This is a genomic window from Edwardsiella anguillarum ET080813 (assembly GCF_000264765.2).
Classification (GTDB): Bacteria; Pseudomonadota; Gammaproteobacteria; order Enterobacterales; family Enterobacteriaceae; genus Edwardsiella; species Edwardsiella anguillarum.
Genome location: NZ_CP006664.1, coordinates 1,213,584 through 1,236,458, shown reverse-complemented (window position 1 = coordinate 1,236,458; position 22,875 = coordinate 1,213,584). Strand labels below are relative to the sequence as shown.

At 56.0% G+C, this 22,875-nt stretch carries 15 protein-coding genes and 3 pseudogenes; 8 read left to right on the top strand and 10 right to left on the bottom strand.

Going from position 1 to position 22,875, the window contains the following annotated elements:
• Positions 1-340 precede the first annotated feature (340 nt).
• The 3 genes from ETEE_RS05560 to ETEE_RS05550 all read right to left on the bottom strand — a co-directional run bounded on the left by ETEE_RS05560 (position 341) and on the right by ETEE_RS05550 (position 3,455).
• Positions 341-895 (bottom strand): hypothetical protein, encoded by a 555-nt coding sequence (locus ETEE_RS05560; protein ID WP_015462350.1) that lies wholly within the window; start codon positions 893-895, stop codon positions 341-343.
• A 1,154-nt stretch (positions 896-2,049) separates the two neighbouring features.
• Positions 2,050-2,619: a chorismate mutase gene (locus tag ETEE_RS05555; protein WP_034164770.1), complete on the bottom strand. Its 570-nt coding sequence runs from the start codon at positions 2,617-2,619 to the stop codon at positions 2,050-2,052.
• Positions 2,620-2,684: 65 nt separating this feature from the next.
• Positions 2,685-3,455 (bottom strand): N-acetylmuramoyl-L-alanine amidase, encoded by a 771-nt coding sequence (locus ETEE_RS05550; RefSeq protein WP_015683482.1) that lies wholly within the window; start codon positions 3,453-3,455, stop codon positions 2,685-2,687.
• Positions 3,456-3,752: 297 nt separating this feature from the next.
• On the opposite strand from ETEE_RS05550, the pseudogene ETEE_RS22320 reads away from it, so the two are divergent.
• Positions 3,753-3,894 (top strand): annotated as a pseudogene (locus tag ETEE_RS22320) (IS5/IS1182 family transposase); the annotation flags it as partial.
• A gap of 1,529 nt (positions 3,895-5,423) precedes the next feature.
• Positions 5,424-9,728 (top strand): S6 family peptidase, encoded by a 4,305-nt coding sequence (locus ETEE_RS05545; RefSeq protein ID WP_095666544.1) that lies wholly within the window; start codon positions 5,424-5,426, stop codon positions 9,726-9,728.
• Positions 9,729-9,778: 50 nt separating this feature from the next.
• Here ETEE_RS05545 and ETEE_RS19920 read toward each other — a convergent pair.
• From ETEE_RS19920 to ETEE_RS05530, 4 genes and pseudogenes are all read right to left on the bottom strand, one after another.
• Positions 9,779-10,000 (bottom strand): annotated as a pseudogene (locus ETEE_RS19920) (transposase); the annotation flags it as partial.
• A 111-nt stretch (positions 10,001-10,111) separates the two neighbouring features.
• Positions 10,112-11,368 (bottom strand): PTS ascorbate transporter subunit IIC, encoded by a 1,257-nt coding sequence (locus ETEE_RS05540; protein WP_015683476.1) that lies wholly within the window; start codon positions 11,366-11,368, stop codon positions 10,112-10,114.
• Between the two features lie 10 nt (positions 11,369-11,378).
• Entirely contained in the window at positions 11,379-11,666 is a 288-nt protein-coding gene (locus ETEE_RS05535; protein WP_005289977.1) for a PTS sugar transporter subunit IIB, read from the bottom strand.
• A gap of 26 nt (positions 11,667-11,692) precedes the next feature.
• Positions 11,693-12,136, bottom strand: coding sequence for a PTS sugar transporter subunit IIA (locus ETEE_RS05530; RefSeq protein ID WP_005289978.1), 444 nt, complete (start codon positions 12,134-12,136; stop codon positions 11,693-11,695).
• Positions 12,137-12,368: 232 nt separating this feature from the next.
• Between ETEE_RS05530 and ETEE_RS05525 the strand changes: the two genes are divergently transcribed.
• The gene (locus ETEE_RS05525) at positions 12,369-13,403 is read left to right on the top strand and encodes a LacI family DNA-binding transcriptional regulator (RefSeq protein WP_034164767.1); all 1,035 of its coding nucleotides are present in this window, start codon (positions 12,369-12,371) and stop codon (positions 13,401-13,403) included.
• A gap of 71 nt (positions 13,404-13,474) precedes the next feature.
• Here ETEE_RS05525 and ETEE_RS05520 read toward each other — a convergent pair whose 3' ends face one another.
• The gene (locus tag ETEE_RS05520; RefSeq protein ID WP_034164766.1) at positions 13,475-15,274 is read right to left on the bottom strand and encodes a cation:proton antiporter; all 1,800 of its coding nucleotides are present in this window, start codon (positions 15,272-15,274) and stop codon (positions 13,475-13,477) included.
• A gap of 338 nt (positions 15,275-15,612) precedes the next feature.
• Here ETEE_RS05520 and uidA point away from each other — a divergent pair, with 338 nt between their 5' ends.
• The 3 genes from uidA (at position 15,613) to uidC (ending at position 20,170) form a co-directional block, all read left to right on the top strand.
• Positions 15,613-17,427, top strand: coding sequence for a beta-glucuronidase (gene uidA / locus ETEE_RS05515; RefSeq protein ID WP_034164764.1), 1,815 nt, complete (start codon positions 15,613-15,615; stop codon positions 17,425-17,427).
• Positions 17,424-18,788, top strand: coding sequence for a glucuronide transporter (gene uidB / locus ETEE_RS05510; protein WP_012849843.1), 1,365 nt, complete (start codon positions 17,424-17,426; stop codon positions 18,786-18,788). Before uidA ends, uidB begins: the two co-directional genes overlap by 4 nt.
• A gap of 122 nt (positions 18,789-18,910) precedes the next feature.
• Positions 18,911-20,170: a glucuronide uptake porin UidC gene (uidC, locus tag ETEE_RS05505; RefSeq protein WP_015683473.1), complete on the top strand. Its 1,260-nt coding sequence runs from the start codon at positions 18,911-18,913 to the stop codon at positions 20,168-20,170.
• 106 nt (positions 20,171-20,276) lie between these two features.
• Here uidC and ETEE_RS19915 read toward each other — a convergent pair whose 3' ends face one another.
• A complete protein-coding gene (locus ETEE_RS19915) occupies positions 20,277-20,507 on the bottom strand; it encodes a hypothetical protein (protein WP_012849841.1) in 231 nt (76 codons plus the stop codon).
• A gap of 649 nt (positions 20,508-21,156) precedes the next feature.
• Between ETEE_RS19915 and ETEE_RS21840 the strand changes: the two are divergent.
• Both ETEE_RS21840 and ETEE_RS05495 read left to right on the top strand, forming a co-directional pair.
• Positions 21,157-21,447: pseudogene (locus ETEE_RS21840) on the top strand (substrate-binding domain-containing protein); the annotation flags it as partial.
• Positions 21,448-21,641: 194 nt separating this feature from the next.
• Positions 21,642-22,331, top strand: a complete 690-nt coding sequence (locus ETEE_RS05495) for a 2'-5' RNA ligase family protein (protein ID WP_012849838.1) — start codon at positions 21,642-21,644, stop codon at positions 22,329-22,331.
• Positions 22,332-22,340: 9 nt separating this feature from the next.
• On the opposite strand, the gene ETEE_RS05490 is transcribed toward ETEE_RS05495, so the two are convergent.
• The gene (locus ETEE_RS05490; protein WP_012849837.1) at positions 22,341-22,760 is read right to left on the bottom strand and encodes a hypothetical protein; all 420 of its coding nucleotides are present in this window, start codon (positions 22,758-22,760) and stop codon (positions 22,341-22,343) included.
• Positions 22,761-22,875: the final 115 nt, after the last annotated feature.

The window sequence follows — 22,875 nt, the reverse complement described above, 5'->3', positions numbered from 1 at the left end:
GTCCATCCGTCGCATCAAGCCACCGAAAGGAGGGTTTTGAGTCTGGTACCCTGTAATTAATGAATATACATAAGTTTTCTATATTATTTGTCAATGTGTATGCTCTCCCATGGTCAATAGTTTGCATCGTTACAGGGGATAATATAGATGTTGGCTGATGTTACCGGCACAGCTTTTGGACGTTACCCGGGCTACATCGTGGGGAGGTCGATACCGTTATCGTATTATTTGAGTAGGTAGTAAACATGCGTTCTATGCGCGGCGTATCGAATCAGTCAATATAAAAATAGCCGGGTGGGAGATGGCCGAAGGCACGACCTCCTTCAGCCATCGTGATTGTTTAACGCAAAGTAGAAGTATCGGTGATACGCACGTAGATGTTCCCATCCTTCTGCATGTTGGTGGTGACGGGCACCTCGTTACCGTTAGTGATCAATACTGTACCGCGATAGAACTCAGTACCTTCTACACGATTCAACTCCATGGTCTTAACACAGGATCCCTGAATGCGGTTATCGTGCATGATTTCGGTCACCAGTTCGCAGGTGCGTGTTTTTACCAGTTGGTTAGATTCTTTCGCATCCGCCGCTAGGCTGATCAGCACCATAACCACAACGGATACGCACCAGAGCAGAAACAGGGGATGTTTGGCTCGGCTGTCCAGGGTGTCACGTTTCCACAGATAGACCGGTGATAACAGCCACCACCAGAATGAGGGTGAGTTCACCCCGGCCTGTTTGCGCTGCTTACGGTCGGCGTAAATATAGAAAATGCAGCTCCCGATGCTGGCAGGCCCGATGATCGCTGGATTAATCCAGGCACCCAGCGCTGATAAAATGAGCGGGACGATGATCAGGCTCAGGGCATTTATATCTGATTTATTGAAATTGAACATAACGTGTTTCCTTTTGCATTTTAACCACACCAAATAGAGTCTTTCAGCATATGAAAAAGCTCGCTAAGCTAAATTTATTGTTTTTAGTGCTGCAGATATGGGTAGCCCCGATTTATTACGCTTTGTATAAAGTTGCTCCATGTCTCGATGAGATTTTATACAAAGTCACTCATCTGCTCTGTATCTTAATTCACGGGGGACAACCGATACGGGGTTGGGTTTAACTATCAATTACGGATAGACTATTCGATTATATAAAGTAACGAACGGTTACTTCTTTTTGTAATATGAATAATTTTATCACGACAATAGTTTTTATTAAAGGGAAAGGAAGTATTACATTCTATTCACATTATTGTCACGGTAACGTTGGTGAAATGAAAAATAAAAACACACCCGAAAATGAAAATGTATTGTTAAAGTTGCGGCATAAACTGGTTTGATGTTTATATGTTTTTAACGTTTAACCCTCGGTGAGGGATCTTCCTGAATCGGACTGACCCTGGATAAAAATTAGCGCAGTGAAAAGTGAGAGATTTTCATCTGCCTGGTGCGGGATATATACACCGGAGGCCGGAAAACAGTGCTGAGATGTGGCTGGTTAGAGGCGTTTAAAACTTGTGGCCTTTATGACCTGCGTGGATGGTCTGAAAGATTTCCCGGATGCAATCAACAGCATCTATCCATACATTCATATCCCGCTGTATATCATCTCTATAGCGCGTAACTGCCAGAAATACGTGATTGGAGAGACGGCAAGGCTGTCACCGACGGGCTTTAGGCTCCGGCAGCCATCGTAGCCTTGATGGTTCGGTTCCGGCTCGCAGAGGTCTGGGATGACAAATGTTCGCCAATCTGCAACGGTTGACGTATCTACAGGGAAAATCTTGACAGGCCTGTCGGCTATCCACCCGATATCCGCAAAGCTATCTACGCGATCAATACCGTCGAATTACTGAACAGCATTATCCTTGTGGATACCAAGAAACGCAGAGTGTTCCCGGCAGATGACTCGGTGCGCAGGGGGGATCACCGGTGGTACTGGCAGCATCGAGAACATGGATTATGTCGCGCTAGGGCTATCGGCTGGCGAGAGGGCGTTTTATTATCGAGCTCAGGTGACCGCCTGCGCGATCACCTGAGCTCAGTGGCCGTTACACTGTATGATTTACAGGGTCTGGATATTTCTTTAAAGTAATTTTTTTCAATGAATACCACAGGTGCTCTTTATCACTGTCTCTTAAGTTGGTTTGATTAAGCCTTTTCATAAAAGCGGCTTTGTCAGTCAACGGATCGCCCGCCGTTAACTGTGTCCTGATATCGGTAAGAATAGTGGTGTTTAACATACTGATTTTGGCTCTTACCTGCTCCAAGGACTCAGGTTGCCAACCCTTTTCCGGCATCGATAGCCAGTCAGCGCGATAGCGATATTGAATCGCTTTAGCCGTATCCATTTGTGCCTGTATGAAGGGCTTTACTGATTCACCATCCAATCCTAACGTCGCGGCCTCGCGCATCGCGTTTGCTAATACTTTGGCTTCCTGAGGTAAATCTTCAATCGCCAGATGATGGTTCGCTTTGTACCCAGCAACGTCTTTCATGTAAGACAAACGCTGATTAATTAATGAAGCGATATCTTCGCTTGGTATCGACCTCGCCAATCCTGTCGTAGAGGAGAATAGCCAAGCTAAAATAAGTAATTTTCCTGTTATTTTACGACCCACTTAACATCCCCTCTATTTTAACAAGCCGGTTTGCAGGTGCAGTTAATGTCAATCTGCGTATTGCATTATTTCCCCGGGAAATATTTATCCACTAACGCATAGAGGATTGCTGCTGTTTCAGCATCAGCGATCCCGTCATAATTTTTTTGTCGGAAGTGAAGCTGAAATGCACGGATTAAATTCTTGTATCCGTTGTCTGTTCCAGCATCTGAAGTGTCATACCCGTATGTCTTTAACTTGGCGATGATATCTGCTTTCGCTGGCTGAGTTCGGCTGAACTGTGCCAGGTAGTTCTGCATAGTCGACTCCTGATACCATGCGCCGATACCTGCATCGTACAGCGCTTTCCACGGGAAAGCCGCCCCTGGATCGCTTTTTCTCCCCGGGGCGATATCACTGTGACCGACAACATTCGTAGGTGTAATATCGGGATAGCGCTGTAGGATATTAGTTGCCAGCGCTTTAATGGCTTCAATTTGCTCTGGATTATAAGGCGGGAAAATAAATATATTATTGTTTTCAGTGGCTAGATTGACTGTCTCTATACCGATGGCCGTGTCGTTTAGATTGCTACGCCCTGACCATGAGCTGACGCCTGCATGCCAGGCACGCTCATTTTCATCAACCAGGTTGAAAATACGCATATCCTTAAAGCCGGCATCAATATATGTTTTTTCTGAAGGGTCAGGGATAAGATAGTGGGCGCTTACAGAAGATCCGGTCAACGCGGTAACTGACGCCTTAAAATCAATAGCAGTGTAATGCATGACCAGGAATCGAACGCGACGACTGAAGCCTTTTACCGAGCGATAACTATTATAATCAATCAGATACATAGTAAACCCCTTTTCTTGTAGTGTCAGTCATTAATACCAGTACATATGACAACAAAGAGTATACAAAGTTGATCCAGGCATTATCTCTGAAGCATTTTTGTGGCGTAATTTGCTGTTAAGGTAGAAAAGTTCTACGTATCTAGGCTGTGCTTCTTATGCACTAGCGCTATAGTCATCGCCATTTCCACAATATATTGAACTATGGTTCGCTGCGATCCTCTCGATGACGCATGGATTTTCATTCAGCCTTGACCGTCGGCAGAGTCCGCAACGCCATGGACAGGCAGGTAGAGTATCGTATTTGAGGTACTGTGCTCAGGCGAGCCATGGCGTGGCATAGCTGAGCGATACAGCCTGCGGCGGGCTATTTATAACCGTTTTAACCCGTGGTCAAAATCGGGATATCATTGATATTATTTTCGCGCGGCTGATATTTTTATTCGTGCTATGCCTATTGTCGGCCGTATAGAGATATGGCCTCTGCGGATATTCTTTTGTTTGGCGTTTCCGGCTGCGGCGAGCTTTGTCTGACCGGCGCAGCGCCATTCCGCGGGCGAGCCTCTCCGGCGGTGAGACTGAGTACCCGTACGCGGGGGCGAATCGCGGCGTCGGGGACGGTGATGACATGACGCTCTCGGCCCTGAGCGCAGTACCTCTTGCCGGCCGGGGGCGATATCCGTCGTGGATATGTGCGGCGTAGCGACAGGCAGAGGTGCGCAGGGGGCGCGGGTACCGGAGCGGCTTAGGGGGAGATGCCTGCGGCAGGAGGTCGGTCCGGTCGATCGCGGCTATAGCTGCCGGTATTCTCTATGTTGGGCCAGCTAATGGCTTTAACACGCAGTCCGGGGAGTCAGTCTGTGAAGCTCACCCGTGGCCAGCGGGAGGCGTGGCTGACCTTTATCCGGGAATGCGGTATGACGCAGACAGTCTACCCCCGGAAGACGGAGGCGTTATTTTCATCTAACCCGTTTGTTGGCGGTAACGGGTATAAATCGTCTTCAAATATTATGTCGGTCAGGGATCGGATTAATGGAGGATATGAGCTCAACCTTATGTCGTGATAAATAACGCACCTGAATAGCGGATATTCATTAAAGCGTTATATTTGCGCTGCAACATGGATTAGAAATGGATTTCGTCTGAATCTTATGTTCGGGTCTCCCCCGCGGTTCAATACCTGTGTAAAGTAAAGCACGCGATCTTTCTTCCCCCTGGTGAAAAGTAACGTTATCTGGCATCAACATGCCACGTTATACCGAGTAACGGACGGCGTTTTCCCTGAAGCAGGCGAAAACCGGCAGGCGGGAACAGCGGTCTGGCGAAGAGGGCGATTTCTGAGGCTGCGTTTTGCCGGAGGGAGACGTGGTCTGGTGTGTCGTGCCAGGCCGCCAGCGTTACCTTGTGAACGCGGATGAACGTCTGAAGCCGCTAAGAGTGCGGGTTCTCTAATGGCTGTAGATGGACAATGGCCGCAGATTTATTTTTAAGGTCCAGGAACCCAGGGCCGGCGAAAACGGTATGGTCATGGGCTTCTCGTGGGCGGTTAAGCCTGCGGAGAATGTGCTGATCGCGTTATTGAATCGCTGAGTTCGAGATGGGGAGTGAATGTGCCTGGAGACTCCCCCGGCAAGATGCGCAGGAAAAGATAGAGCGATAGCAATATAACCACTATTGCTCCGGTTCATCGTTAAATAGCTAGACATCGGAGGAATGCATCCGAAGCCTGCAAAAGTGCCGGGAGTGATTATTTACCCTGATGCGAATTTCCGGCAAGCGGATTTGTCATGGTTTTATTGTCCTCAGCCGATTTTATTTTATTGGGATATGTGCTGGACATTCATGTTATGGCTTGGATTAGTCTGTAATCCCACATTGTGGCGAGTTAACAATCAGTCTGGTCGCCCTGCTGGACTGTCGCTGTGAATTACGCCTGATGACTTGATTGACGTTATTTTATGGATACATAGTATGAACCGAATCTACTCTCTCCGCTATAGCACCGTTGCCCGTGGATTTATTGCCGTTCCCGAATTTGCCAGGAAGTGTGTCTGCCAGATCGCCGGGAGATCTCCCCTGAACGCTGCGTTATTATTATCTCTGCTGGGATCTAGTAGCCTGGTGGAGGCCTCTATTGTTAGTTCGAATATTGGTTATCAGCAATACCGTGATTTTGCAGAAAATAAGGGTGCCTTTAAACCCGGAGCCACCAATATCTCTATCTATAATAAAAAAGGTGAGCAGATTGCGACGCTGAATAAGACACCGATGCTGGACTTCAGTTCGGTGGATTCGGGCATCGGGGTTGCGACACTGATTAACCCCCAATATATCGTAAGCGTGAAGCATAACTCTGGATATCAGACCGTCGGCTTTGGTAATGGTGAGAATCAGTACAACATCGTGGCTCGGAACGAGCATGATTCTATCGATTTTCACGCGCCACGACTCAATAAGCTGGTTACCGAAGTCGCTCCCACCGCTGTCAGCGGCGCCTCACAGGAAGAAATACTTGACCCCTCGCGATTCACCGTATTTTACCGCGTGGGATCAGGGACGCAATATATTCAGGATGACGATGGCACTCTCACTGAAATAAGCGGGGCATACAACTATCTTACCGGAGGGCTATTACCTGCGTCGTATTACTCGCACGGTGGCCTGAGCGGAATTCAGGTGAATATGGGCGGGAATATCAATGATTATGGCGTTATGGCCAGTCGCCCCCGCCCCGGAGATAGCGGTTCACCCGTGTTTGGCTGGGATGCGGCTAATAAAAAATGGGTGTTGGTTGCGGTGCACGCGGCCAACGGTGGCGGGGTGACGTCGATAGAGAAATTGATACCCGGCGCTTTCATTTCACAGGTTTTTTCTGATGACAGCGACGCTCCGATCAGGTTTGATGCTTCGGCCGGGCACGAGCTCTCCTGGACCTTTGACGGTAGCCGGGGGATCGGAGCCTTAACGCAGGGAGCCTCGGTATATTCCATGCACGGGCAGCAGGGAGCCGATCTGAACGCGGGTAAGAATCTGGTATTTCTGGGACAGGCAGGGCTGATTGATCTGAAAAACAGCGTTTCACAGGGCGCAGGCTCCCTGACATTCCGCAATGACTACCGGGTAACCGCATCCACCGGGAGCACCTGGAGCGGTGCCGGGATTATTGTGGACAAGGATGCGTCCGTATACTGGCAGGTCAACGGTGTGAAGGGCGATAATCTGCATAAAATCGGTGAGGGAACGCTGGTTATACAGGGCGAGGGCGTCAATGAAGGAGGGCTGAAGGTGGGGGATGGCACCGTTGTCCTGCAGCAGCAGACAGATAAAGACGGCCGGGTTCAGGCCTTCGACAGCGTAAATATCGCCAGCGGTCGCCCCACCGTGGTGCTGTCTGATAACCGGCAGGTGCAGCCGGATAATATTTCCTGGGGGTATCATGGCGGTACGCTGGATATTAATGGCAATAGTCTTACCTTCCATCGTCTGAGGGCAGCGGACTATGGCGCGGTGTTGGCGAATAATGCGGAGGTTCGTGCCACGGTGGCCATGGATTATACCCTGTCACCGGGAAATGTAGCGCTGAATAGCTGGTCCGGCTCTCGCCAGGGAACTGTCGGAAGCCTTTATGAATACCGCAACCCTTATGCGAACACTACCGACTATTTCATCCTGAAAACCAATTCCTACGGTTATTTCCCGACGGATCAGCGCAGCAGCGATACGTGGGAGTACTTAGGTAATAACCTGGTCGATGCTCAAAAACAGGTGGCAGAAAGAGAGAATGCCCAAGGATATCTGTATCACGGTCAGCTAAAAGGGAATTTGAACGTGAGCAATGTCGTAGCCCCAGGCAGTAGCGGGAAGCTAGTGCTGGATGGCTCGGCAGATATATCCGGGAGTTTCACTCAGGAAAACGGACGCCTGACATTGCAGGGGCATCCGGTCATTCATGCGTATAACGATCGGGCTATCGCGGATAAGCTGGCCGCAACTGGTGATACGTCCGTGCGGACCCAGCCGACCTCTTTTGACCAAGAGGATTGGGAAAATAGGTCGTTCACCTTGGGTCGTCTGGTTCTGAAGAATACAGATTTTGGTTTAGGTCGTAACGCCACCCTGAATACTGCCATTGACGCCAGTAACTCCGTTGTCACGCTGGGTGACGACCGGGTATTTATTGATCAAAAAGATGGTGCAGGAACAGATTTTCGCCTGAGCGAGGGCATATCAGCGGCCCGTAACCAGGCTGAGAGGAGCGTATTTAATGGCAGCGCCGCGCTGAGCGGGAACAGCCAGCTGAATATTGTGAATGCTCTCTTTAACGGTGATATTACCGGCTATTCAGGTACACATGTGCAGCTGGCGCAGGGCGGCATATGGAACATGACGCAAGACTCCTCTCTTGATGTTTTGCAAAGCCGCGATGGGGTGCTTTCCCTGGTGACGGCCCGCTGGAAACCGAAGACATTGACGGTAAATACTCTGGATGCCAGCAACCTGCGCATTGGTCTGGGGGTTAATACATCGGACAACGCTAGTGACCGAATCGATATCCTGAATCAGGCTAAGGGCGAACATAATATTCTGGATATGTCTTACCTGTTTGACCAGACGGTGCAGCTAACGAATGACCTTACTCTGGCTTCGGCACCGGCGGGGACATCGCACGGCTATTTCTCTTTTGCCAGCCTGAATCGTGGCTTTACGGTATACACCCCGGACACACAGATCGTGGAGAAGGATGGCCGAGTTCAGTGGCAGTTGAAGCACAGCGCCATTCTGGAGAGCGCTGACAGTGCGACGACGCCGGCTGGCGATGGGAGCAATGGCGCTTCAGGCTCCGCTGGCAACGGCGCGGGCGGTTCGTCGTCGGGCAACGGCGTGGGAGATCCGCCGTCGGGCAGCGGCGCGGGCGGTTCGTCGTCGGGCAATGGCGCGGGCGGTTCGTCGTCGGGCAGCGGCGCGGGCGGTTCGTCGTCGGGCAATGGCGCGGGCGGTTCGTCGTCGGGCAATGGCGCGGGCGGTTCGTCGTCGGGCAATGGCGCGGGCGGTTCGTCGTCGGGCAGCGGCACGGGCGGTTCGTCGTCGGGCAGCGGCGCGGGCGGTTCGTCGTCGGTCAGCGGCGCGGGCGGTTCGTCGTCGGGCAACGGCGCGGGCGGTTCGTCGTCGGGCAGCGGCGCGGGCGGTTCGTCGTCGGGCAACGGCGCGGGCGGTTCGTCGTCGGGCAGCGGCGCGGGCGGTTCGTCGTCGGGCAGCGGCGCGGGCGGTTCGTCGTCGGGCAGCGGCGCGGGCGGTTCGTCGTCGGGCAGCGGCGCGGGGGATCCGCCGTCGGGCAGCGGCGCGGGCGGTTCGTCGTCGGGCAATATCAGCACGCCGGTTAATGGGGAGCATCTGTTCAGGAAAGAGGATAATACGGCGCTGCTGAAAAAGGCACGGAGTATGTTTGCCGCACGGGAATATATCCTCAGTGACCACGTAGATCACTGGGAACAGATTATTGATTACACGGATGCGCAGAGCGGGGCATGGGCCATGACTGGCTATAGCCACGGTGGTTATGACGCCTATAGCGTGAGGCAGAACGGCCTGGATTTCGGTTTCAGAAAGCACGGTGATTCAGGTGAATTCTGGGGCACGGCGGTGGAGCTATATGATGGCAACAGCAGCGCTACGGGGTTCCGCGATGATTACAGAGTATGGGGCGTCAGCCTTTTCGCCGGCCAGACATTAGCATCAGGCCTGTTTGTGGATGGTTCTGCGGGATACCGACAGCTGTCTGAGACATTTTCCGTTCAGGGCGATCTGAATGATCTGTCTGGGAATGTGAAGAGCCATATTGCCACCGCTGGCGCCCGGATTGGGTGGCGGATAGATCTTAAAGACGCCGATATCGCTATCACGCCATCAGTCTCTGTGAACGGGGCCCGTATCGATGGCAATTATCTGCAGGGCAATGGCCGGTCGGCAGAACTGCATGCGGGGGGGGCGCTGTGGCTGAAGGCTGGAGTGATGGTGGAGAAGGACTTTGGGATACTGTCGATTAAATCCGGGTTATCCCGGAATATTACGCTGAATGAGATGCCGGGTATCACGCTTACTGATAACTGGAGGGCAAGACACTATAACGCGGAGCGCGCCGATCGCTATACCGCCTCCGTGGGGCTTGACGGCAGAGTGACGGAAAAACTGCATGTACAGCTGACGCTGAACAGCAGTTTTGACGGGGACTTTAAGACAGACGGTGAGGGGGGGCTGGGAATACGCTATAGCTTCTGATATTTGGAGTCTGTAGAGAGCGTTCAGAATTCTGTATCACGTTAAAACTTCTACAGCGTTATCGCATTATTTAGGCGCCCCTCCAAATAAATGGCTAACTGCGACAATGTCGAATTCCAGCTCTGGATCGGCATTGTCCATTTTCCCTGTGCGTTCATCAGTCCCAGATAAATCAGCGTCAAGAGACTGTTTTCATTAGGGAAAGTTTATTTTGTTTTCGTCAGCTTCCTGAACTGACGATGTACTGATTCGATAGTATTCGTGGTGTAAACATTGATGGCCCACGTTGCCACATTGGCGTGAGTGGGAGGCAGGCTGGCACCATAAAAAACGCCCCGTCACGCGGGGTGACGGGGCGTCTGTGAGGCAGGGCGGTCGCGCTATCAGCGCACGATGATGCCCAGCAGAATGCCCACCACGCCAAAGTCGGCGTCGCTGAAGGTGGTGTTGGCGATGCCGATCTGGCCGAGTACCGGCAGCAGGAACACCGGCAGGAAGGTGATCAGCAGCCCCTGGGCGAAGGCGCCCAGGATGGCGCCGCGCCGCCCACCGGTGGCGTTGCCGAACACACCCGCCGCCGCACCGACGAAGAAGTGCGGTACCACGCCCGGGATGATCACCGTCATATTCAGCGCGTACAGCACGAACATGCCGATGACCCCGGCGGCGAAGCTGCTCAAGAAGCCAACCAACACCGCGTTGGGGGCGTAGGGGAACACCACCGGGCAGTCCAGCGCCGGCTTGGCGTTGGGCACCAGCTTGTCGGAGATCCCCTTAAAGGCCGGGACGATCTCGGCGATCACCATCCGCACACCCTGCAAGATGATGTACACCCCGGCGGCGAAGGTGATGGATTGCATCAGCGAGAACATAAACCAGTTCTTGCCGCCGCTCACCTCACGCACATAGTCACCGCCGGCGAACAGGCAGGTGATGATAAAGATGATGAACATGGTGAACGAGATCGCCACCGGCGTATCACGCAGGAACAGCAGGCTCTTCGGCACATTCATGTCTTCGGTAGAGTGCTCTTTGTTACCGAACTTGCTGCCGATAAAGCCAGCCAGTACATAGGATACCGTCGAGAAATGGCCGATGGCCACGTCGTCTGAGCCGGTGATCTTTTTCATGTAGGGATGGGCGATGGCCGGGAAGAACACCATACAGAAGCCGACGATCAGCGAACCGACCAGCACCAGCATCGTGCCCTGCATCCCGGCGGTCGCCAGGATCACCGCCACCATCATCGACATAAACAGCGTGTGATGGCCGGTGAGGAAGATAAACTTCCACGGCGTCAGGCGGGCGATAACGATGTTGATCAGCATGGCGAAGAACATGATCATCGCCATCTCACGCCCGAAACTCTTCTGAGCGATGGAGACGATGGCCTCGTTATTCGGCACCACGCCATTAATACCGAAGGCATGTTGGAAGATGGCGGAGAAGTCACCCAGCGAGCTGACCACCAGACCGGCGCCGGCACCCAGAATGACAAAACCCATGATGGTCTTGATGGTGCCTTTAATGCATTCGGTAACCGGTTTTTTCTGGGCGATTAAGCCGATGAGTGCGATCAGGCCGACTAATATCGCCGGTTCGGATAGCACATCCTGCATCAGAAAACGGAAGAATGACATAGTGCCTCCACTACAATGCGCCGAGTTTACGCAGGGCGACGCTCAGACGTTCTTTCATCGCCACTTTATCGATCATGTTATCCAGCGCGACGATCTCGCCGCCGACCTGCTGGGCGACCAACTGCTCGGCGATATCGGCGGTACCGACGAAAATATCGCTGGCGGTGCCTTTGGCGGAGCCTAAATCGACATGGTTAACCTCGGCGTTGACCTGCAGATCTTTTAGGATGGTCTTGATGCTCATTTCCATCATCAGACTGGTGCCTAAACCGTTACCGCATACCACTGTGATATTCATAATTATTCCCTCGGTGTAATTCGTAATTAATAACGCGCGATGACTTGCAGGATCTCATCGACGCTTTCTGCCTGTTGCAGCCTATCGATATCGTCTTGGTTATCGAATAGCTCGGCGAGTTTGGCGATGATGCCGATGTGGCTATTACTATCGGTGGCGGCCAATACGATCAGTAATTTAATCGGATCGTTACCGGCGGAGCCGAATTCGACGCCGTGTTTAATCACGGTCAGGCCTAATGCCAATTGATTAACGCCATCTTCCGGGCGTGCATGCGGCATTGCCATGCCTGGGCCCAGCACATAATAGGGGCCGATTTTGTTATGCGACTGAATAATGGCATCGACATAGCCAGGGGTAATCGCATTATTTTCTATCAGTGGGGCACAGGCGGTTTGAATCGCCTCACGCCAGTCCGTTACCTGCTCGATAACCTGAATGACGTTGGGGGTAAGCAGTTTCGTCAACATTCAATCGGCTCCTGGTCATGTCGGCTGTTTTTTTAAAATGATTCTCTTGTGAAAGGCATAGTAGAGAGCAATGGTAGCGCTATCTAGTTCGAGGAGGTGATTTCGTGATAGCGCTATCATTTTGCTGCGAAATTAATCCGCCGGCGCTCAAAGCGCGTCGCTGCGCTGATCATCGGCGGCAAGCTGTGCTACCGTAAGACGGTCAGTGATCAATGTGAATACACCCTACTTCATGGAAAAAACACGCAAGAGAAAAGGCACCGGGCGCGTCACCCTACAAGAGGTCGCACAACGAGCCGGTGTCGGCTCGATGACGGTATCGCGCGCGTTACGCACCCCCGAACTGGTCTCCGCTAAGCTGCGCGCCAAGATCGATCAGGCGATCGCCGAGTTAGGCTACATTCCAAACTCGGCGGCGGGGATCCTGGCATCGGGGCAGAGCCGTACGGTGGCGGTGGTCGTCCCCTCGCTGCGTGATTACGCCAGCTCGGTGTTCCTGCAATCATTGCAGGCGGCGTTGAACGACAACGGCTATCAGGTGGTCATCGGCTGTCACGATTACCAGGCGAAGAGGGAGGCCGAGGTACTTTCTACGCTGCTGCAGAGTAGCCCGGCGGCCCTAGTGGTGTTCGGCGCGCTGAATGCGGAGCAGGCCGTCGAGCTGCTCGCCAACAGCGCGTTGCCGGTGATCTGCGCCGCCGGCGAGGACGCATACCCCTTCGCCCTGAACCTGCAGAGCAATATCGGCGATGCGGCCTACTTCCTCACTGAGTACCTGCTGCGGCAGGGCCACCAGCGCATCGGCTATATCGGCGCCCAGATGGGGCGCAAGATACAAGGGCAACAGCTGAGCGGCTGGAGCCGGGCGATGCTGCACCATAACTATAGCGCCGAACAGAGCATTACCACGCCCTATGTGGCGACGATGGAGTTTGGCCGCCAGGCCATCAGCGACATGTTGACCCGCCAGCCGGAGCTGGAGGCGGTGGTATGCAGCCACGAGGCAATCGCGCTGGGGGTGCTGTTTGAATGCCAACGGCGGCTGATCAAGCTGCCCGGCATGTTGGCGCTGGCCTGCGTCGAAGGCTCCGCCAACTGCGACCAGATCCACCCCTCGTTAACCTCGCTGCGTATCGATTACGACAAGATGGCGCATGAGGCGGCGAAGCGCCTACAGCAATGGCTGGCCGCCCTGGATGGCGAGCATCCTGGCGCGCCGCAGACGGTGATCTTCCCCTATAAGTTTGTCGCCCGGCAGAGCGCCTAGGCGCGCGACCTACCCGTTAAATCCCAGCTCGGCGGAGATAGCCCCGGCGGTGGCACGCTCCCCATGCGACATCAGGCGCGGTGGGCGGGGTCTGCCTCGCTGTCGCGCTGTACCAGTGCGATCAGGGTGCAGGGGGCCGCAGGCGCGCTATCGGCGCGCACGGGCTGGAGCTTTCCGCTCTCTGACAGGGTAAACAGCGGAATGACGCCCTGGTGCATCGCCAGGTACTCCGGCCAGCCGAAGTTCTTATTCAGGCGAGTGACCTTGATGATGGCGCCTCTGGCTATCAGGCTACTCAGTTTCCCGTAGCTGGCCTCGTGATTGAAAAGGCTCTCGTGGCGGCGGAAACGCGCGCTCTCCGCACGATCGCCGCGTCCCTTCAGCGGCGAGCCGGAGCGGATCGCGAAGACGTTCTCATCGCCGAGGATATGGCCGAAGTGGTAGATGGCCAGGGCGTTCTGGTGGCGGTTGGGCGACAGGGCGAACACCTGTGCCGTTTCGCCGAGATTGAGGTAGTTTTCCGCGTGCTCGGAATAGGCGTGGCCGTAATAGGCGGGGATCCCCTCCATGCGCGCCTGACGGTAATACTCCCAGCTGCTGTCGCTGACGATGACGGGGATCTCCAGCTTGATCAGCGCCTGGGCCAGCAGGCGGGCCACGCCGTTGGCCCCGATGATCAGTACGCCGCGCGGCTTACGTTGCTGGACGCGTAGCAGGCGGGCCACGAAGCGACTGGTCAGGCTCTGCAGGATGACGGTGCCGATGATGATGGCGAAAACCACCGTCACCAGCCGTCCGGCATCCGGGTAGCCGCTGCGCTGCAGCGTCAGGGCAAAGAGGGCGCTGACGGCCGCGGCGACGATCCAGCTGAGCAATAGCCGCTCGCGCCACCGCAGCGAGGAGCGCCAGGTGGAGACGGCGATGCACAGCGGCCGGGCGATGAACTGCACGGCGCACAGCACCCCGATGAGCGGCCAGCCCATCTGCCAGAGCGCTGCGATATCGAGGCGTGCCGCTAGGATAATGAAGAGGGCGGAGATCAGGATGACGGAGAGCTCCTCCTTAAAGGCGAGGATATCGCTGGTATCGACATCGCGCATGTTGGCCAGCAGGATGCCGATCACCGTGACGGCCAGTAGCCCCGACTCGTCGGCGATGGCGTTCGACAGGCCGAAGGCGGCCAGCACCGAGGCGAGGACCGCCAGGTTTTGCAGATAGCTCGGTACCCAGGCGCGGCGCAGGCTAACACCGATAAGATAGCCGCACGCCAGCCCGACGAGCAGGCCGGACAGGACGGTGCTGCCCAGCGTCCAGAAAAGATGGCCGTAAGACCGGGCGCTTTGCTGCAGGACGATGAATTCGAAGACCAGCAGCGTGAAGATGGCGCCGATGGGATCGATGATGATCCCCTCCCAGCGCAGCACCTGGTTGATGCGGGCGTTCGGGCGCACCACGCGCATCAGGGGGGCGATCACCGTGGGGCCGGTGACCACGGTTACCGCGCCGATCAGCGCCGCTAGCTCCGGCGGCAGCCGCAGCAGCCACCAGCAGGCGAGGCCGATGACGGCAAAGGTGACCAGCATGCCGATGCTGACCAGGTTACGCACGACGCCGCCCAGGCCGCGTATCTCCTCCCGCCGCAGCGTCAGCGCGCCTTCGAACAGGATGATCGCCACCGACAGGGAGACGAGGGGAAACAGCAGCTCGCCAAAGAGCGGGTCGGGCTGTACCAGGTGGGTGACCGGGCCGAGAACAATCCCAAACAAGAGCAGCAGCAGTATGGCCGGTAGGCGCAGTGACCAGGCGGCCCATTGCGCCAGCAGGGCGCTTAATCCAATCAGCACCAACATCAGCGGGGCAGATAACGCCATAGCGATCCCTTCCTGTAGACAGCGCGGTTAATGGGGACAGGTTTCTCTCTATTCTAGCGGGTCTATTTTTAGTCATCATTTATATAAATTCGCATCGTTCATTGTATTTCTGAATTTGATTTATATTGATGATCAATGGGTTGGAATTGTCTGAATCTGTATCGCGCCGATCGGCGGGGCTGAGCCCCCGAGCCCGGCGATATCGCGTTTTACCCGCGCTGTCCCTCGGCCGCGGGCTGTCCGGTAGAAAATTTCTTCGATCTTTAAGGTAACTTTTACCGTCTCCGACGGGTGTAGAGATGATCCCTGTTTTTTTCTCTACACACTGGAGTGTTGCCATGTTAAAGCCGATTGAAAGCCGTTCCCGTGAGCGTAAGAATCTGAGCGGGCTGTGGCAGTTTGTGCCGGATGTACAGCGTTGTGGTCACCGTGAACAGTGGTGGTGTGGGCCTTTGCCGGGTGCCAGATCCATTGCGGTACCCGCCAGTTTTAACGATCAGTTTGCCGATGAGGCCATCCGCAACCACGTGGGGGATGTGTGGTATCAGACCGAAGTGCGCGTGCCGCGCGGCTGGGCCGGGCAACGTATGGTGCTGCGCTTTGACGCGGTAACCCATGGGGCGACGGTGTGGGTAGATGAAACCCAGGTGATGGCGCATCAGGGGGGATATACCCCGTTTGAGACGGACATCAGCGCTCTGCTGGCCGGACGTGAGCAGGTGCGCGTCACCGTCTGCGTCAATAACGAACTCTCCTGGCACACCATCCCGCCGGGGCGGGTCACCGAGGTCAACGGTGAGCGCCGCCTGCAGTATAGTTATGATTTCTTTAACTATGCCGGGATCCATCGCCCGGTATGGCTCTATTCGACGCCGCAGGATTATGTCCGCGATGTCTGCGTGACGACCGAAATCAGCGCCGACGGGGCGCAGGGGCTGGTGCACTATGCGGTCGATGCCGGCGATGCCGGCGTGCAGTGCCGCCTGCTGGATGAGCAGCAGAACTGTGTGGCCGAGAGCGAGGGAGGCGAGGGGACACTGACGGTCGCCAACCCACGTCTATGGCAGCCGGGGGAGGGCTATCTGTATACCCTGCAGGTCTGCGCCGGGGAGGGCATCGATGAATACACCCTGCGGGTGGGGATCCGCACCGTGGAGGTCACGGAGAGCGCCTTCCTGATCAATGGTAAGCCGTTCTACTTTACCGGTTTTGGCCGTCATGAGGATGCGGATCTGCGCGGCAGGGGGCTGGATCCTGTGCTGCTGGTGCACGATCACGCCCTGATGCGCTGGATCGGCGCCAACTCGTATCGCACCTCCCACTACCCCTATGCCGAGGAGATGCTGGACTGGGCCGATGAGCACGGGATCGTGGTGATCGATGAGACGCCGGCGGTGGGGATGATGGCCCTGAACGGCTTCACGCTGGATCTCTCCTCCCGTCTGGAGGAGAAACTGTTTTGTGAGGAGCGCATCGGCTCTCAGACCCAGCGGGCCCACCTGCAGGCGATCCGCGAGCTTATCGCCCGCGATAAAAACCACCCCAGCGTGGTGATGTGGAGCCTGGCGAACGAACCTGATGTGCGCGAGGCGGCGGCGCGCGACTACTTTGCTCCCTTGGTGCAGGCGGCACGAGAGCTGGATCCCTCCCGTCCGCTGTGCTGCGTCAACATCATGCTCTGCCCGCCGGACAAGGACACCATCAGCGATCTGTTTGACGTGCTGTGTCTGAACCGTTATTTCGGCTGGTATGTCAACAGTGGCGATCTGGCTACCGCCGGGCGTGAGCTGGAGCAGGAGCTGTCGGTATGGCATGCGCGGCACCACAAGCCGATCATCATTACGGAATACGGGGCCGACACCCTGGCCGGGCTGCACAGCGTATATCCGGAGATGTGGAGCGAGGAGTTTCAGGCACAGTTTTTAACCACCTATCACCGGGTATTTGATCGTCTGCCCTACGTGGTGGGGGAACAGGTGTGGAACTTCGCCGATTTCGCCACGGCGCAGGGGATCCTGCGCGCCGGCGGCAACAAGAAAGGGGTGTTTACCCGCGACAGAAAGCCCAAGGCGGCGGCTTTTACCCTCAAGGCGCGCTGGACGGCGGTGCAATACGGGGTGAAACCCGCGGGTGACAAGGGGGGAGCGCAATGAGTCAGTCACTGAGCTGGAGGGCGGTGATTGGCTATGGCTGTGGCGACATGGCCAATAACTTTGCCTTTGCCATGGGGGCGCTGTTTCTGCTGAGCTATTACACCGACGTGGCCGGCGTCGGTGCGGCAGCGGCGGGGGCCATGCTGCTGTCGGTGCGGATACTGGATGCCTTTATCGATGTGATCGCCGGGCGGGTGGTGGATAAGACCGATACCCGCTGGGGTAAATTCCGTCCCTATCTGGTGTTCGGTGCCCTGCCGCTGATGCTGTGCAGCATACTGGTGTTTTCCGTGCCCGCCGACTGGTCGCACGACGGTAAGGTGCTCTATGCCTATGCGACCTATATTGCCCTGAATATTTGCTACAGCTTCGTCAATATTCCCTATGGTTCGCTGGCGACGGTGATGACGCAGGATCCGGCGTCCCGGGCCAAGCTGGGGATGGCGCGCTCTATCGGCGCCGGACTGACCTTTGTGCTGATAGGTTTTGTGATTTCGCCGCGTCTCAGCTCCTCGACGCCGGCCGAGCTACAGACCCTGTATACCCAGCTGACGCTGGTACTGGCGGTGGTTGGGATCGCGCTGTATCTGTTCTGCTTCGCCAGCACCCGCGAGGTTGTCCAGCGCCAGGTGGCTCAGCCATCGTTTAGGGAAAGCCTGGGGACGCTGCGTCGGAACCGACCGCTGTTTATGCTGTGCGTTTGTGCGCTGTGTACCCTGGGGGCCTCTTTCTCTGTCAGCGCGAGCACCATCTTTTATGCCCGCTACATCTTAAATGATGTGTCGCTTTTGGCGCTGTTTGTGGCCATTCAGACGCTGCTGGGAATGTTGCTGGCGGCGCCCTCGGTGCCGTTCCTGGTACGTCGGTTGGGTAAGCGGAATACCTTTCTGGCCGGGCTGTTGTTGGCCGCATTGGGGTACCTTCTCATGTTCTTTATGGCCTCGCTGCCGGGAGTGCTTATCTCCCTTGTGGTGACCACGCTGGGACTGAGCACCTCGATGACGGTGATGTGGGCGCTAGAGGCGGATACCGTCGAATATGGCGAATGGTGTACCGGTGTGCGTATTGAGGGGCTCACTTACTCGCTGTTCTCCTTTACCCGTAAATGCGGGCAGGCCATTGGCGGTTCAATTCCTGCCTTTATTCTGGGGTACAGCGGTTATGTCGCGAATAGCGCTACCCAGAGCCCCAGCGCCCTGCTCAGTATTAAGCTGTGTATGACGCTGATCCCGGCCGTTTTGATTCTGGGCGGATTTCTAATCATGCTTTTCTACCCGCTGAGCGATGCGCGCTTTGCGGAAATTATCGGTGAGATTAAACAACGAAAAATACAGTCTGGGGGAGGCGCGGTAACACCGTAAAAATAAAGAATGGAACGCTGTCGCGGTATGACGTATCGGCAGGCTATTTTCTGAGAAATAGTCTGCCGGCACCGCAATAAATAAACATGCCACTTTATATTATTTTTCACCGGGATATAAAAATGAAAATTAAAATAATATGCCTTGGTTTATTGGGCGCGGTGATGACGTCGTCGCTGGGCTACGCCGCCGCGCTACAGGATGAAGAGGACTATATCCGTCTGCGCCTACGTAACGATCTGCGCCGGGCCGATAAGCCCAGCGCCGGGGACGGGCGGGATGTCTACGCCTGGGTGCAGGGGGTGATGCTGGATGCGAACAGCCACTACTACCACGATATTATCGGCATCGAGGGGGGGGCCTACTATGTGTATAAACTGGGCACCCGCGCCAGCGCATCCAGCCGTTTTTATCTCGACGGCCACGATAGCTTTGGCTATGCCCTGGGGGCGATAAAGGTGAAGCTGGGGGAGTATGGCAAGCTGAAAATCGGGCGCTTCGGCACCGATGCGCTGTATGGCAGTCTGCCCTATTCGGTGCCGATGATCGACGGCGCCTCTAACCGCACCCTGCCGGTGGTGTCAGAGGGGGCAATGGGGCAGTTTGCCCTGACAGATCGCCTCGATTTATGGATGCTATACCGCCAGCGGGTCTTTACCGCCTTCGATGCCGATAAAGGGATTCGCTATGAAGGGGTGTTCAACCCACAGACCGGGGAATACGATGTGCATCGTCCGCTGGGGGCGGTCGCTGCCGTTTACCGGGATGACAACAGCCAGTTTGGCACCGGGGTGTCTTATCAGTCCGATGTGGCCCTGCAGGCCTCCAGTACCCTGAAGTATACTCAGACGCTGCAGAATGATACCGCGCTACAGTACGATGCCATCCTCTATTATGCCAGCCTGGACGGGATGAGCCGACGGGCGGGGAAACCGAATGAATCCATTATTGCTTCTGCCTCGGCGGCGTGGAAAGTGGGGCGCTGGGGAGTGTCGGCGGCGTTTGAGAAAGTGACCCATAATCTGGGATACGCCGTTAATACCGATATCGGCTACCCGTTCTCCCTGTCGATGGATCGTAACCATGAGGGGATGTGGTCCTATCAGGTGGGGCTGAGCTACAGCCCGTTGCCGAATATTAGCCTGATGCTGGCGCCGATCTACACCGACGGCTGGGAGTCATCGGAAAAGCGGGTGCGGGTGCAGGGGATCGGCCTGCTCGGCGGCGTCTCCGGGCGCATACCCTCCGGCCCGCTGGCGGGGCTGACGGCCTTTATCGCCGCCGACCGTACGCGGGAGAAACGCCCGGGCAGCCACCTGGGCGATCGTCTGAACTATTGGGATATTAAGGGCGGCATTCAGTATGACTTTGTGCTGAAGTGAGGCGGCCGATGGCCGCCGCCCCGCGGGCGGATAATCCCCCGCTGCCGCGAATACCGCAGTCATTCACTGCGCGATGGATAGCGCAGTGAATGCGCCCTGGCTGTGGTTAGGGAATTAATGCGTCGACCTGATCAATAATCCGCTGCCGGCGTTTTTCCGCCATTCTCTTTGAAAATGCGCGAATCGCGGCACCCAGCGTCGAGTTCCGGCCAGACGCCGGCGTAGTATCCCGCTGGGGATGATGATCGTCGGCGCTATCAAATGTAGAGGCGCTCGATGTCCGGTTGACCACCGGTGAGCCGATATAGCCAGGGAATAATGTATCGATATACCACATACTACACCTCGATTAAGCGTATAGGTTAAAAATAATTTGACGTCGCGCCGGGCAATATGCGGCGCGTGGACTGACTATTCTTACCTACGCATGAGCGGGTGTTCAGAATCGTCATTCCGTCGCGTTGCCGAACGATGGGGGGTCGTCTGATGCTGCGCTGAACATGTCTGCTCTCCTCAGGGGGAATGAACGGGTGATAGACAGTATGCGCCGATAAAGATAAACGTAACCTGTACCGGCCGGCGGGTTTTATTGTCGGAGCCCCGCCATCGTATTACGCCCGGTTTCGGGGCGCGGATATTTATCCCCGGTTTGTCGCCACATTTTGCCTAGCAAAATGGGATTTGTTGAAATAACGCGGGGGAGGTGTTATCCGTGAATTTGCATTTTGTCATCAACGATAGCGCGGCGCCGGGGGATCACGATCCATATCTCAGACGTGTTTATGACCCGGCGGCGTTACTTAATTATATTGCCGATGGTTATCGTCATCGCGATTAATGCTATGGATAGGGTTAACTTCGCCGTGTGGATTCCGGCGCTTCAGAAAGATTGGCACTGTAGTCTTGCGCCGAACGGCGATATCTCTTTTGTCTGGGGCATGGCCTATGCCCTGTTTAATTTCCCTAGGGGATGGTTGACAGATAAGCTGGGCGCGCTGCGCCAGGGCGGGCCGCGGGTACCACAGGGTGTGTCGGTGATGAGTATTGACGAGCTTACGCTGGCGGCGATCCTGGATGTGCCGCTGACGGCGGTGCACGTTTCGCGCGATGTCCTGGGGAGCGAGGCGGTGCAGGTGCTGCAGCCGCGGCGGCGGCGACCTTGGGCGCCGTATGGCGCGCGGCTGCTGTACGGAGCGCTGGTGGTCAGGGCATCGGTGCGGCGGATCCGAGCGGGAAACCGGCGCGGGGAGGTCTCCAGCGAGGGGGGCGATGACGACCGTCGAGGCCGGCGCCAATATCGATCGGGAGCAGCCCTGTTTTTGCAATATACATATAGCGCGGTCCGTTTCTTGAGTGCGATCTCATTTTTGCCGCTGAGGGGCAGGGATGATAGCGGGGATAAACGGGGTCGCCCGCGTCGCCTGAGCGCCGGGCGGTCGCAGCGTATGACGATCCGAGGGGAGGCGAGACGATGGGTTATCGGTTGGGCGGCGCTGTGCTGCTGTGTGCATTGACGGGGGCGGCCTGGGGGGCGAGCAAGAGCAAGAGCTACGATGTGTTCATTATTCCCAGCGACGGGATGGAGACCCTGCTGGCACAGACCACGGCGCAGCTGGGGCAGTATCATTTGACCAGCCTGGCGGCGCAGGGGTTTCAGCCCCATGTCACGCTGTATCTGGCCGAGTATGGGCCCGATGTCCTGCCGCGGCTGAAGCAGGAGGTCGCGGCGCTCAGCCAGCGTCAGCGGGCGTTTCCCCTGCGTCTGACCCACCTGGTCCAGACGCGCGGCGACTGGCTGATGGTGGCGGTAAAGAACAGCCGGGAGCTGCAGGGCCTGTCGGATACGCTGGTGCGCCGGCTGTCACCCTATCGTGATAAGGGCGCACCGCTGCCGAGCTGGGTGAAAGCCTATCCGGAGAAGAAGGCGGCCTTTGTCCGCTATGGCAGCCCGAATGTGTTCAGCCACTTCGATCCCCACATCACCCTGCTGGCGCAGAGCGACCATGCGGCGCTAAGCCAGTTTATGCAGCATGATGGTCAGCGCTTTGGCGCGCAAACCCTAGAGGCGGTTGGGCTGGGGATCGCGGAGACGGACGCCAACGGACAGAGCAAGACGGTGCTGGCCCGCTACGATTTTGCCGCGCCGAGTGCGGGACAGTAAGGCTATCGCTTAGCGACGGATGATGCGACCGTCGTTGCCCTGGCCGTCGCGCGCCTGCTTGAGTTTTTCGGCGCCGGTGGCCTGGATCAGCCACAGCGAGGTGAAGCCGCGCAGATTGCCGTAGCTGTACTTGGGGTTGTTCGGCTCCAGCGGCTGGGTGACGGTCAGCAGACGCTCGCCGTCACGGCGGCGGGTCTTATGGAATGAGACATAGATATCGTCGTCTTTCAGGTGAAATAGCACCTCCTGAGCGACGATGTCGGCATTAATATCGTTGTCCGCCACGCTCCACAGGAACATGACGATCTTGACCGGGCCAAAGGAGCTGTCTTCCACCAGATGGACGTTGATTTCGCTGGTCTGCAGTTTATTGCCCTTCAGCGCATCCTTAATTCGCTCAACCAGAATGGCGGCCCGTGATTTGGACATGGTCGTTTCCTTAAATGGTGAAAATGGCCGGGCCTGGGCGAGTATCCGCCCGCCCCACGGCGATACATGATTATCTTATCGGCTGTCTTATCGATTATGTTATCGGGCGCTCACC

What these genes read in the sequence shown, in the direction of transcription:
- ETEE_RS05560 (WP_015462350.1), bottom strand. Translation starts at nt 895, where the DNA reads ATGTTCAATTTCAATAAATCAGATATAAATGCCCTGAGCCTGATCATC.
- ETEE_RS05540 (WP_015683476.1), bottom strand. Translation starts at nt 11,368, where the DNA reads ATGTCATTCTTCCGTTTTCTGATGCAGGATGTGCTATCCGAACCGGCG.
- ETEE_RS05550 (WP_015683482.1), bottom strand. Translation starts at nt 3,455, where the DNA reads ATGTATCTGATTGATTATAATAGTTATCGCTCGGTAAAAGGCTTCAGT.
- uidA (WP_034164764.1), top strand. Translation starts at nt 15,613, where the DNA reads ATGTTAAAGCCGATTGAAAGCCGTTCCCGTGAGCGTAAGAATCTGAGC.
- ETEE_RS05490 (WP_012849837.1), bottom strand. Translation starts at nt 22,760, where the DNA reads ATGTCCAAATCACGGGCCGCCATTCTGGTTGAGCGAATTAAGGATGCG.
- ETEE_RS05545 (WP_095666544.1), top strand. Translation starts at nt 5,424, where the DNA reads ATGAACCGAATCTACTCTCTCCGCTATAGCACCGTTGCCCGTGGATTT.
- ETEE_RS05495 (WP_012849838.1), top strand. Translation starts at nt 21,642, where the DNA reads ATGGGTTATCGGTTGGGCGGCGCTGTGCTGCTGTGTGCATTGACGGGG.
- ETEE_RS05520 (WP_034164766.1), bottom strand. Translation starts at nt 15,274, where the DNA reads ATGGCGTTATCTGCCCCGCTGATGTTGGTGCTGATTGGATTAAGCGCC.
- uidC (WP_015683473.1), top strand. Translation starts at nt 18,911, where the DNA reads ATGAAAATTAAAATAATATGCCTTGGTTTATTGGGCGCGGTGATGACG.
- uidB (WP_012849843.1), top strand. Translation starts at nt 17,424, where the DNA reads ATGAGTCAGTCACTGAGCTGGAGGGCGGTGATTGGCTATGGCTGTGGC.
- ETEE_RS05525 (WP_034164767.1), top strand. Translation starts at nt 12,369, where the DNA reads ATGGAAAAAACACGCAAGAGAAAAGGCACCGGGCGCGTCACCCTACAA.
- ETEE_RS05535 (WP_005289977.1), bottom strand. Translation starts at nt 11,666, where the DNA reads ATGAATATCACAGTGGTATGCGGTAACGGTTTAGGCACCAGTCTGATG.
- ETEE_RS05530 (WP_005289978.1), bottom strand. Translation starts at nt 12,136, where the DNA reads ATGTTGACGAAACTGCTTACCCCCAACGTCATTCAGGTTATCGAGCAG.
- ETEE_RS19915 (WP_012849841.1), bottom strand. Translation starts at nt 20,507, where the DNA reads ATGTGGTATATCGATACATTATTCCCTGGCTATATCGGCTCACCGGTG.